9 protein-coding genes and 1 riboswitch are annotated in these 12,185 nt (G+C 70.3%); of the genes, 3 read left to right on the forward strand and 6 right to left on the reverse strand.

The features are described from left to right. Positions 1-77 precede the first annotated feature (77 nt). A riboswitch (cobalamin riboswitch) is annotated at positions 78-211 on the forward strand. A 121-nt stretch (positions 212-332) separates the two neighbouring features. From ACIQHQ_RS14980 to ACIQHQ_RS14990, 3 genes are all read left to right on the forward strand, one after another. Continuing rightward, a complete protein-coding gene (locus ACIQHQ_RS14980) occupies positions 333-2,684 on the forward strand; it encodes a ribonucleoside-diphosphate reductase subunit alpha (RefSeq protein ID WP_402612334.1) in 2,352 nt (783 codons plus the stop codon). Then, positions 2,684-3,691 (forward strand): ribonucleotide-diphosphate reductase subunit beta, encoded by a 1,008-nt coding sequence (locus ACIQHQ_RS14985; protein WP_402612335.1) that lies wholly within the window; start codon positions 2,684-2,686, stop codon positions 3,689-3,691. Before ACIQHQ_RS14980 ends, ACIQHQ_RS14985 begins: the two co-directional genes overlap by 1 nt. A 248-nt stretch (positions 3,692-3,939) precedes the next feature. Further along, a complete protein-coding gene (locus ACIQHQ_RS14990) occupies positions 3,940-4,902 on the forward strand; it encodes a GlxA family transcriptional regulator (protein WP_402612336.1) in 963 nt (320 codons plus the stop codon). 13 nt (positions 4,903-4,915) lie between these two features. Here the strand turns inward: ACIQHQ_RS14990 and ACIQHQ_RS14995 are convergent, their stop codons facing one another. The 6 genes from ACIQHQ_RS14995 to ACIQHQ_RS15020 form a co-directional block, all read right to left on the reverse strand. Continuing rightward, positions 4,916-6,286: a cytochrome P450 gene (locus ACIQHQ_RS14995; RefSeq protein ID WP_402612337.1), complete on the reverse strand. Its 1,371-nt coding sequence runs from the start codon at positions 6,284-6,286 to the stop codon at positions 4,916-4,918. Then, a complete protein-coding gene (gene cyc1, locus ACIQHQ_RS15000) occupies positions 6,283-7,368 on the reverse strand; it encodes an epi-isozizaene synthase (RefSeq protein WP_402612338.1) in 1,086 nt (361 codons plus the stop codon). Before cyc1 ends, ACIQHQ_RS14995 begins: the two co-directional genes overlap by 4 nt. Positions 7,369-7,663: 295 nt before the next feature. Further along, positions 7,664-8,314 carry a peptide deformylase gene (gene def, locus ACIQHQ_RS15005; protein WP_390991344.1) on the reverse strand — a complete coding sequence of 217 codons (651 nt, stop codon included), beginning with the start codon at positions 8,312-8,314 and terminating at the stop codon, positions 7,664-7,666. A 127-nt stretch (positions 8,315-8,441) separates the two neighbouring features. Continuing rightward, positions 8,442-9,422, reverse strand: a complete 981-nt coding sequence (locus ACIQHQ_RS15010) for a tetratricopeptide repeat protein (protein ID WP_402612681.1) — start codon at positions 9,420-9,422, stop codon at positions 8,442-8,444. Positions 9,423-9,539: 117 nt separating this feature from the next. Further along, positions 9,540-10,787 carry an HD-GYP domain-containing protein gene (locus tag ACIQHQ_RS15015; protein WP_402612339.1) on the reverse strand — a complete coding sequence of 416 codons (1,248 nt, stop codon included), beginning with the start codon at positions 10,785-10,787 and terminating at the stop codon, positions 9,540-9,542. Further along, a complete protein-coding gene (locus ACIQHQ_RS15020) occupies positions 10,784-12,121 on the reverse strand; it encodes an HD-GYP domain-containing protein (protein WP_402612340.1) in 1,338 nt (445 codons plus the stop codon). Before ACIQHQ_RS15020 ends, ACIQHQ_RS15015 begins: the two co-directional genes overlap by 4 nt. Positions 12,122-12,185 lie beyond the last annotated feature (64 nt).

The following is a 12,185-nucleotide window of genomic DNA, read 5'->3' on the forward strand; positions in this document are numbered from 1 at the left end:
TCACTCTGCCGACCTACCAGTTGACGCTCTGAAACCAGTGCGACACAACATCTGGGGGTGCCATGCGCGCCCGGCACAAGATGTATGCTCATGCTCGCTGTCGCCGCAGGGGAATCCGGTGCGAATCCGGAACTGTCCCGCAACGGTGTACTTGTGCATGTTTCGTGCGCAGGAGTCAGTCCGAGGACCTGCCGACAGCGCACCCGGCCACCCGGCCGGTGTGCCTGACGTCCGGGCCTCGTGGAATGGGCCGGTGGACGCGACGCCGTGTGCGCTCGTGTGCTGCCCCCTGCCCTCGACGAGGCCCCGTGCCGAGCGAGGGAGAGCCCCACGTGACCATCGCGCCAGCCGAACCGGTCTCAGCCGCCGAAGAAGTGCAGGACGCTCCCGGAGCCGCGTTGCTGCGGACCCTGACCGAGCTGACCGCCGACCTCCCCGACACCGACCCCGGCCGGGTCGCCGCCGCCGCGCTGCGCGGCCGGTCCGCCCGGGCGGACGAGACGGAGTTGCGGGAGCTGGCGACGGAGGCCGCGGCCGGTCTGATCTCCGAGGACCCCGCTTACTCCCGGCTGGCCGCCCGGTTGCTGACCATCGGCATCCGCGACGAGGCCGCCTCGCAGGGCGTCACCTCCTTCAGCGATTCCGTCGCGGTCGGTCACCGCGAGGGCCTCATCGCCGACCGCACCGCCGAGTTCGTGCGGCTGCACGCCGCCCGGCTCGACGCGCTCATCGACACGGGCGCCGACGACCGCTTCGGCTACTTCGGCCTGCGCACCCTGCACAGCCGCTACCTGCTCCGGCACCCGATCACCCGCAAGGTCGTCGAGACGCCCCAGCACTTCATGCTGCGCGTCGCCGCCGGCCTGGCCGAGGACGACACCAGCCGCTCGGTGGACGAGGTCGCCGCGCTCTACACCCTCATGAGCCGCCTCGACTACCTCCCCTCCTCCCCCACCCTCTTCAACTCGGGCACCCGGCACCCGCAGATGTCGTCCTGCTACCTCCTCGACTCCCCCAAGGACGAGCTGGACTCCATCTACGACCGCTACCACCAGGTGGCCCGGTTGTCGAAGCACGCCGGCGGCATCGGACTGGCCTACTCCCGCATCCGCGCCCGCGGTTCGCTGATCCGCGGCACCAACGGGCACTCCAACGGCATCGTCCCGTTCCTGAAGACCCTCGACGCCTCGGTCGCCGCCGTGAACCAGGGAGGCCGCCGCAAGGGCGCCGCCGCCGTCTACCTGGAGACCTGGCACTGCGACATCGAGGAGTTCCTGGAGCTGCGCGACAACACCGGCGAGGACGCCCGCCGTACGCACAACCTGAACCTCGCGCACTGGGTGCCGGACGAGTTCATGCGGCGTGTGAACGCAGACGCGCAGTGGTCGCTGTTCTCCCCCTCGGACGTGCCCGAGCTGGTCGACCTGTGGGGCGAGGAGTTCGACGCCGCGTACCGGGCGGCCGAGGCGAAGGGCCTGGCGAAGAAGACGCTGCCGGCACGCGAGCTGTACGGCCGGATGATGCGTACCCTCGCGCAGACCGGCAACGGCTGGATGACCTTCAAGGACGCCGCCAACCGCACCGCCAACCAGACGGCCGAGCCGGGCCACGTCATCCACTCCTCCAACCTCTGCACGGAGATCCTGGAGGTGACCGACGACGGGGAGACGGCGGTCTGCAACCTGGGCTCGGTCAACCTCGGCGCCTTCGTGAGCGACGGGGACCTCGACTGGGAGCGCCTGGACGAGACCGTCCGCACGGCCGTGACCTTCCTCGACCGGGTCGTCGACATCAACTTCTACCCGACCGAGCAGGCGGGCCGCTCCAACGCCCGCTGGCGTCCGGTCGGCCTGGGCGCGATGGGGCTGCAGGACGTCTTCTTCAAGCTGCGCCTGCCCTTCGACTCGCCCGAGGCCAAGGCGCTGTCCACCCGCGTCGCCGAGCGCATCATGCTCGCCGCCTACGAGGCTTCGGCCGACCTCGCGGAGCGGAGCGGCCCGCTGCCGGCCTGGGAGAAGACCCGGACGGCCCGGGGCGTGCTGCATCCCGACCACTACGACGTGGAGCTGGCCTGGCCCGAGCGCTGGGCGGCCCTGCGCGAGCGGATCGCGACGACCGGCATGCGCAACTCCCTGCTCCTCGCCATCGCGCCCACGGCCACGATCGCCTCGATCGCGGGCGTGTACGAGTGCATCGAGCCGCAGGTGTCCAACCTGTTCAAGCGCGAGACACTGTCGGGTGAGTTCCTCCAGGTCAACTCCTACCTGGTGGACGAGCTGAAGCGGCTCGGCGTGTGGGACGCCCGCAGCAGGGAGGCCCTGCGCGAGGCCAACGGCTCGGTGCAGGACTTCGCCTGGATCCCCGAGGACGTCCGCGCCCTCTACCGCACGGCGTGGGAGATCCCGCAGCGCGGCCTGATCGACATGGCGGCGGCCAGGACCCCGTTCCTGGACCAGTCCCAGTCCTTGAACCTCTTCCTGGAGACGCCGACCATCGGCAAGCTCTCCTCGATGTACGCCTACGCCTGGAAGTCCGGGCTGAAGACGACCTACTACCTGCGCTCGCGCCCGGCGACCCGTATCGCCCGCGCCGCCCAGGCCACCGTCCCCGTGCAGGCCACCGCGGATCCCGAAGCGGTCGCCTGCTCGCTGGAAAACCCCGAGTCCTGCGAGGCCTGCCAGTAATGAGCACCCAGAACCTTCTCGACCCCGGCTTCGAGCTCACCCTGCGCCCCATGCGCTACCCGGACTTCTACGAGCGCTACCGGGACGCCATCAAGAACACCTGGACCGTGGAAGAGGTCGACCTCCACTCGGACGTCGCCGACCTCGCCAAGCTGTCCCCCGCGGAGCAGCACCTGATCGGCCGCCTGGTCGCCTTCTTCGCGACAGGTGACTCGATCGTCGCGAACAACCTGGTGCTGACGCTGTACAAGCACATCAACTCCCCCGAGGCGCGGCTGTATCTGAGCAGGCAGCTCTTCGAGGAGGCCGTGCACGTCCAGTTCTACCTGACCCTGCTCGACACCTATCTGCCCGACCCGGAGGACCGTGCGGCGGCCTTCGCCGCGGTGGAGAACATCCCGTCCATCCGCGAGAAGGCCTCGTTCTGCTTCAAGTGGATGGACTCGGTGGAGAAGATGGACCGGCTGGAGACCCGGTCCGACCGCCGGCGTTTCCTGCTCAACCTGATCTGCTTCGCCGCGTGCATCGAGGGCCTGTTCTTCTACGGCGCCTTCGCCTACGTGTACTGGTTCCGCAGCCGGGGCCTGCTCCACGGCCTGGCCACCGGCACCAACTGGGTGTTCCGCGACGAGACGATGCACATGTCCTTCGCCTTCGACGTGGTCGACACCGTCCGCAAGGAGGAGCCTGACCTGTTCGACGACCGGCTCCGGCAGGAGGTGACGGACATGCTCCGGGAGGCCGTCGAGGCGGAGCTGCAGTTCGCGCGTGACCTGTGCGGGGACGGCCTCCCGGGCATGAACACCGAGTCGATGCGGCAGTACCTGGAGTGCGTCGCCGACCAGCGGCTCACCCGCCTGGGCTTCGCCCCGGTGTACGGCTCCGAGAACCCCTTCTCCTTCATGGAGCTCCAGGGGGTTCAGGAGCTGACCAACTTCTTCGAGCGGCGGCCCTCCGCGTACCAGGTTGCGGTCGAGGGGACCGTCGACCTGGACGAGGACTTCTGAGCCGGTTCGCTCTCCCGGGCCTCCTGGGCCTGCCTGATCTGACGGTCGATGCGCCGCTCGCGCACCAGGCCGATCACGGACGGGAGGACCAGGAGGACCAGCATCCCGAGTACGAAGATCATTGCGATGAGTGTCTGCGTCTGGTTCGTGTCCATGGACACCACTGTCGCGCCGAATACTCCTTACCGTCAGTGGCAGTACTGCCGCAGACCCTCGAATTACTGCCAACGGCGAGGCACACTGGAACCATGCTGCAGAACGTGGCCGTCGCCCTGCTCGACGGCGTGAACCCCTTCGAACTCGGCGTGGTGTGCGAGGTCTTCGGCACCGACCGCAGTGACGACGGTCTGCCCGTGTACGACTTCGCCGTCGCCTCGGCCGAGGGCCCGGTCCTGCGCATGAACTCGGGCTTCTCGCTGCACGTCGAACACGGGCTGGAGCGGCTGGAGAGTGCCGATCTGATCGCCGTGCCGGCCGGGCAGAGCTATGCGTCCCGTGAGTTTCCGCCCGAGCTGCTGGACGCCCTGCGGCGCGGGGTGGACCGCGGCGCCCGGGTCCTCAGCGTCTGCTCCGGCGCTTTCGTGCTGGCCGCCGCCGGTCTGCTGGACGACCGCCGCTGCGCCGTGCACTGGAAGCACGCGACGGACCTCGCCCGTCAGTACCCGCGCGTGACCGTCGAGCCCGACGTGCTCTACGTCGACGAGGACCCGGTGATCACCTCCGCCGGCACGGCCGCCGGGATCGACGCCTGCCTGCATCTGGTGCGCAAGGAGCAGGGCAGCGAGGTCGCCAACAAGATCGCCCGGCGGATGGTGGTGCCGCCGCACCGCGACGGCGGCCAGGCCCAGTACATCGAGCGCCCGCTGCCGCACTCCGAGGCCGACACGATCGGCGAGGTCCTGGCCTGGATGGAACGGCACCTGGACGAGGAGGTCACCGTCGAGCAGCTGGCCGAGCGCGCCCACATGTCCCCGCGGACCTTCGCCCGCCGCTTCCAGCAGGAGACGGGCACGACTCCCTACCGCTGGATCCTGCGCCAGCGCGTGCTGCTGGCCCAGGGGCTGCTGGAGGCGACGGACGAGACCATGGACGCGATCGCCGGCCGAACAGGCTTCGGCAACGCGGCCGCACTGCGCCACCACTTCGTCCGGGCGGTCGGGACCACCCCGCACGCCTACCGGCGGACATTCAGGGGACCCGAGGCGGCCTGAGGCCAGGGGGCTCTCACCTCGCCACCGGCCGCACCCGCAGGTCGTACGGCCGGAGCGTGATCCCCACCCGTGTGTCGTCCCTCGACCCCGCCACCTGCTCGAAGCGGTACCTGGTCGCCAGCGCCGCCGTGATCAGCGTCAGCTGGGCCATCGAGAAGTGGTCGCTCGGGCACTTGCGGTTGCCCACGCTGAAGGGGCTCATGGCGTGCTTGGGGACGTCCTTGACCCGGTCCGGAAGCCAGCGGTCGGGGTCGAACTCCAGGTGCCGCTCATAGGACTCCGGGTCGCGCTGGATCGCGTACGGGCTGTAGACGATGTCCGCCCCGGACGGAATACGGTATCCGCCGAGTTCCGTGTCCCGTACCGCCCGGCGTGTGAGAATCCAGACGGCCGGACTCAAACGCATGGACTCGACGACGACATTGTTGGTGTGCCTGAGTCCTCGGACGTCTGCGAATGCCACCGGTCTCCCACCGGTGACGGCCCGCACTTCGTCCCGCACGCGGTCGGCGTGTTCCGGGTACTCCGCGAGCATATGCAACAGCCACATGATCGTGGAGGCGATGGTTTCGCTGCCGGGGGTGAGGATCGCGACGACCTGATCATGAATCTCCTGTTCTCCGATCGGGTCACCGTTCTCGTCCTTCGCCTCCAGCAATGCCGTCAGCAAATCGTCCGGCTTTTGACCGGATGCCCGGCGCTCGGCGACGATCTCGTCGACCAGGAGATGCAAATCGGCCAATGCCCGGTTGAATTCGCGGTTGGCCGGGAACGGCAGGCTGTAGAGCGGCCCGAGCGGGACCACCATCCGCCGGTACATCCCGCGGAAGACGGTGGCGAGGGCGACGCACAGCCGCTCCGCCCGCTCGTCCATGAAGTCGCCGCGCAGCAGGCAGCGCGCCGCGATGCGCACGGCCACCCGGAAGGACTCGGAGGTGCAGTCGATCGTCTCACCAGGCTTCCAGCGCTCGGTGAGCGCGTGCGCCTCCTCCTCCATGATCGGGCCGTAGGCGGGGATGGCGTCGAGCCGGAAGGCGGGCTGGATGGTGCGCCGCTGGCGCCGGTGCCGCGGGCCGTTGGCCGTGGCCACGCCCTCCTTGCCGAGCAGGCCCTCCAGGGACTCCCACAGCGGCCCGGCGATGATGAAGTCGTTGCTCAGCGCCAGGGCGCCGGTCAGGTCCGGGGTGGTGACCGCGTACACCGTCTTCGGCCCGAGCTTCAGACGGACGACATCGCCGTGCTCGCGCAGCCGGGACATGAACGCCAGCGGGTCGCGCGCCAGCTTCCAGCCGTGACCGAGCACGGGGACCCCGCCGCCCGCCCGGGGCGGTTCCCGCAGCTCCACCGCCGGCGGGGTCTCGGGCTTCACAGACTCGACGGTCATTTCTCACCTGCCGCTTCGTTGTTGACGTACGGGGGCGTGGACCGGTCGTCCCAGCTGTCGACCATGTACCGGCCGGACTCGTGGTGGAACCAGTAGACGGAACTGAACCAGTTCCGCATATTGCTCAGACAGGCCCGCACGGCGGTGTTCAGTTCCTTTCCCCGCACGGTGCCGTCGGCGAGGTCTTCGGCGAACCGTAAGGCTTCCCGCTCGGCATCGATGAAATCAGTGATGCTTTTCTCGACGCGGCCCCTCACGTCCACGACCGCCTGTTCCAGTGTCAGCCCCTCATGGGTGATGAGACTGATTCCGAGATTGTGCACCTCGTCGCCCGCTATCTCCTTCGGGAGCGAGCACAGATCGTTGTACCAGGCGGCGAATTCCTGGCTCAGCAACGCCGCCCGCCGATATGCCGGGTGTTTCCGAACGGCCTCGGGAAGTTCACAGCCCGCGGTCGGCTCCAGCAGGTCCGTCCATATCCAGTGCGCGAAGGTGAGTCGGCGCAAACGGAGGTATTCCTCGACGGTCGGCACGATTCCCCGGGTGCGATTGTGGAACTCCTGGTCGTACGCGTCGATCACCGCGTGGAAGTGCCGGGCGAACCGGAGGTTCCACGTCTGGGGCAGGAAGCCGTACAGCCGTAGCACGCTGTCCGCGAATCCGGCGACCAGCGGGTCCCCGTGGTGCAGGTGCTCCCCCGGGGAGTCGAGGGCCGAGTGCAGCCGGTTCCGCAGCAGCCGCCAGGCGGCGGGACGGCCGTGCACGATGTCGCGGTCGTGACGGTCGTCCCAGACGAAGAACCATGCGCTGTAGTCGGCGATCGCCTGCATGACCTCATCGGAGGCGCCGATGTAGTACCCGGCCATGAGGTCGGTGTAGCAAAGACCGTCGGCATATTCCTCCACCTTGTCCGCGGGCATGAGCCGCATTTCGAGCAGCCAGGCCCGGGTCTTCTCCTGGCACTTCGGCCAATACGGGTGGAGTTGCCGGGGAAACGCCGCCTCGATCACCGGGAGGGAGAGCGACGGTGGAACTGCGATCGTGGCCGGTGCCGGTGTGGTGCCGTGTGACAAAGCATGCACGAACTAACCCCTCTCAGCCGCCAGTTGGCGCGGGCGCCCCTCCCTTCGTGCCGGGCGTGCGCCGTTGCATACCCCGCTCATCCCATTCAGCACTACAACTGACCGGTCTGGGAACGTATTTGCTTCATTCGCTACCCCACAGTGCGGGGAACCTCCCGCTGTGTGACTGCCGGCGGATCACAGGAGAAGCAGAAGCGATCGAACAGGCGACGGACAGGCGAACGGCACAGACGAACGGCGCCTGTTCGGGGTGGGAAACCCGAACAGGCGCCGTGCGCCTGGTGAGGCTGAGATCTCAGTCGTTGGCCACCACGGGGTAGCGGGGCTCGTTCTCGGCCATCTGCCGCAGCGCGTCCTTGCGCTCGCGCTTGGAGAGCCGGTCGATGTACAGGTAGCCGTACAGGTGGTCCGTCTCGTGCTGCAAACACCGTGCGAAGTATCCGGTGCCGCGCACCTTGATCGGGTTGCCCTTCTCGTCCTGCCCGGTCACCTCGGCGTAGTCGGGCCGGGCGAGCGGCGCGTACGCGGTGGGCACCGACAGGCAGCCCTCGTTGCTGTCGTCCAGGCGGCGCTTGTCTGCGGGCAGTTCGACGAGCTTGGGGTTGCAGACCACGCCGGTGTGCCGGACGCCCTCGTCGTCCGGGCAGTCGTAGACGAAGACCTTCGCGTCGACCCCGATCTGGTTCGCGGCAAGGCCCACGCCCTCGGCGGTCCGCTGGCTGGCGAACATGTCCGCGACGAGCTGCTGGAAGTCGTCACCGAAGTCGGTGACGTCCTTGCACTCCTTGTGCAGCACCGGGTTCCCGACCACGGTGATCGGCCGCGAGGTCCCCCGCTCCCGCCAAGCCGCCTCGCGCTCCTCGCAGTCCTCCGTGTCGATCACGTACCCCTCGTCATCGACGGGGAGCACGCCCGAGCGCTGCTGATCGGTGTCCTGCTGAGCCATGACGTTACGTACGCCTTCCTGAACCTAACCGGGCTGAGATGCTGATACAGGGTACGGGGCAGGCGCCCCTTCCGGAGCGCGGAGAACTACGCGACAAGCCCCACGCCGCCGCAGCGACACGACGGCCTCAGCACACTTCTTCCAAATCCCGCCAATCCCGAGAATCAGGACTGTCGGCCACCCACCCGTCCAGCAGCCCTCGAACCAGCGAAGCCGGCGCAGCCAACCCGCACTCCCGCTCCGGCACCCACAGCTGCCCGTCCGTGCGGTGCCCCAGCGGCCCGGGGTGCCCGGGCTCACTGTGATCGTGCGGATCGAGATGCTCCCCGTCGCCCTCGTCGGACGGCATGCGGGACTCCGAGCACATCCGGCACAGCAGCCGCACCGAAGAAGACCAGTCCTCCGCGGCGAACCCGGCGTCCCCGGCGAGCTGCTCCAGCGCGTCCCGGTCCGCCTCCGTCGCGGCCTCCAGCAGCACCACCCACGTCGGCACGGGCGACGGCGCCCACAGCTCGATCTCGTCGAACACCGGATACGTGTGCCCGGCGGCCGTGGTCCGCTCCCCGTGCGGCACACCGTCGTGCAGGACGACCTCGCCCCAGCGGCGTCCGGACGAGGGCAGCGGAATGGACAGCACCTCGATCCGGGCGGGATCCAGCCGCCGTCCCCACACGACCTCGGCCTCCCCTTCCGGGGACAGCCTTACGGCCGCGCTGCCGAGGTCCATGCCGACGGGCTCACCGGAGTCGTTGGCCGCCCCCGGCACCCGCAGCCCGTAGGCCTGCCAGGCGCGCCGGGCCAGCGGCCAGTCCTGGAGCGCGGTCGCGGCGATGCCCACGTTCCACCAGTCGGGCGCGCCGGCGTCCCGGTCGAGCAGCGCCACGGCCCGCAGTCCGGCCGCCCGCGCCTGCTCCCAGTCGTGCCGGAACTTGTGCAGCAGCGCGAGGTTGAACCAGGACTCGGAAAGCCAGGGCTCCAGATCGGCGGCACGTGTCAGCAGCGCGCCTGCGTCCTCGTACCGGCCGTCGCCGATGAGGGTGAACGCCCGGTCTGTGGCCTGCCGCCAGGAGGCGGAGGGCCGGTGCCGTCCCTTGCCGAAGATCCTCACGATTCCCGCCTGCCAGTTCCGTGCGGTGGGCTGGCCGTAGCTGTGTTTCGAGCCCCCGGACACCTTCTCCTTCGCATCCAACCACGTACGGCCTCGAGGGCGCTCATTACCCATGGGTTACCCAGTCACGGGCAGGGTCAGACTGCTCCTTGCCAGTACCCGGGCCAGTGATTCCACCACCTCCGGGGCGTACGTCCCGGAGGTGGCGAGCCGGAGTTCCTCCAGCGCCGTCAGCGGCCCGCCGGGCCCTCCTTCCCGGGACTTCTCCTCGTACGCGTTCACGGCCCGGACGATTCGCGCGGCGAGCGGCTGCTCGGTGTAGGGGTCGGCCTGCCGCTCCACGACCACGGCCACCCCTTCGTCGACGCCCGTCTGCCGTACGACGGCCCCCCCGAGCAGCGCGATCCGCCGCTGCTCGGCGGCGGGCAGCGCGGCGGTGGCGCCCGCCGGCACCGGGTCGACGAGGCTCAGCTGGCCGATGTCGTGCATGAGGGCGGCGTACTCCAGCACGTCCAGCTCGGGTTCGGTCATCCCCAGGTCCCGCCCCACGGCCTGGCTGAGCGCGGCGACGCGCCGGGCATGCCCGGCCGGGGTGTACCCGGCGACCTCGGTGGCCCGGGCGAGGGAGGCGATGGTTTGCCGGTAGGTCGCCCGGACCGCGGCGTAACGCCGGAACGACATCTGGGCGAGCAGCAGCGGCACGGAGAAGACGGGCAGCGCCCACAGCCCCACGACGGCGACCGCCAGCGCCATCACCGCCCCCGTGGCGATGACCGCGGACCCGATGCCGCAGACGCCCCGCAACTCGTCCCGCAGCACCGGTCCGAAGGGCCAGCCGGTGCGGGTGTGGGCCAGGGCGGCGGCGAGCACCGCGTCGCACAGCGCGGTCAGGGACAGCAGGGCGAGCAGCAGCAGCGCATAGGCGGGGCCGCCCCAGTCATCGAACATGCCCCGGTTGTAGGGGGGCTGGAAGCACACGGAGACGAAGCCGGTGGTGAGCACACGGCGCGCCAGGTGGTCGAGCGTGGGCCCCTGCCCGCGAGCGATGTGCGGCACGCTGCCGAGCAGTGAGGCGGCCAGCACGACGGCGACGACCTGGGCCGGGCCGTGGTGCGTGGCCCGCCCACCGGCTTCCCCGAGCAGCGCGTAGGACAGGGCCGCGGCGGCGCCGAGCGGTGCCGGCTCGCGCACCTGCGCGCCGTTGCGGCGGGTGAGCTCGCCGACGGTGACGAGGACGCCGAAGGCGAGGGCGACCCGGCGTTCCTCCAGCCCCTGGTGGAGGGTGGCGGCGAGGGAGGCGGCGGCGAGGAGGGCGGCGCAGGCGTGGACGAGGGTGAGGAGCGGTGGCGGCCGGTCCGCGCTCACCGGTGTGCCCCCGGGCGGCTGGACAGGGGCGCGCCGGGCGGGGGCACCCGGGCCGGGCGGGTCTCCTCGTCGTCGGCGGTCACGGCAGGGTGCCATCCCTGGCGCCCGACGGCCTCGACGAGGGCCGTGACCATCACCGGGTCGAACTGGCTGCCCGCGCACCGCTCCAGCTCCGCCAAGGCCACGGAGACGGGCCGGGCCCTGCTGTAGCTCCGGGTGGAGGTCATGGCGTCGAAGGCGTCCGCCACCGCCACGACCCGTGCGGACTCGGGAATCTGACAACCCACCAGACCGTAGGGGTAGCCGCTGCCGTCCAGTCGCTCGTGGTGGTGCAGCACGGCGGCGCGGGCCTCGCCGAGGAAGCCGATGCCGCGCACCATCTCGTGCCCGTACTCGGGGTGCAGTTCGATCACCCGCCGCTCCTCGGGCGTCAGCGGCCCGTCCTTCCTGAGCAGCCGGGTGGGCACGCCCAGTTTCCCCACGTCGTGCAGGATCCCGGCGAAGCGGAGCACCTCGACGCGTTCGTCGTCCATGCCCAGCTCACGCGCGATCATCAGGGAGGCCTGGCCGACACGCTCGCTGTGCCCGCGGGTGTACCCGTCCTTGATGTCGACGGCCTGGACCAGCGCCCGGATGGTCGCCTGGTGGGCGGCACGTTCCCGGTGGTACTGCGCGAACGACCACCACGAGACGCACATGGGCAGCAGCACGAGCAGCGCGGCGACGGGACCGTACGGGCTGCGCCACAGGACGGCCATCATCAGCCCGGCGAGGCCGTGTACGGCGATCGGCGCGAGGGAGCGCGCCACCAGTCCTCGCCAGGCCCGCCGCACCGGAACCCGCTCCGCCACGGCCAGGATGCCGCCGTCCAGCAACGCCAGCACCAGGCAGAACATCAGCACGGCCGCCCCGGCGGGCCCGAGGGCGTAGGGGACGTCGCCCGCGACGACCGCGTCGCGCCCGCCGAGCAGCCGGTGCGTCGTGGCCGCGGCCCACACTCCCAGGACGAGCTGGGCGGCCCGCCATGTGCGCCGCAGCACCACGGGCCGCTGCTCGACCTGCGAGAGCAGCGCCCCGGGGACGGCCACCAGCGCGGCGGCGGGTGCCGGCAGCAGGAAGGCACCGGCGAGCAGCACGGGGTAGAACGTCCCGGCCGGATGGGAGAGCCCGACGAACCTCGACCGGGCGACGCGCTCGCAGCCGGCGTACAGCGCGGCGAGCAGCGCGACCGCCCCCCAAGGCGTGCGGACGCCCGGCGGCGGCAGCAGGCAGAGCAGCGCGGCCACGGCGACACAGGCGATGTAGACACGGGCCCGTGCCGGTACCGCTTCCATGATCCCCTCCCCGGCCATGTCCGTCAGGCCCGGAGCCTAGGGCGGCGGCAGGGGGGTCCGCGGG

Source organism: Streptomyces sp. NPDC092370, assembly GCF_044755265.1.
Lineage (GTDB): Bacteria > Actinomycetota > Actinomycetes > Streptomycetales > Streptomycetaceae > Streptomyces.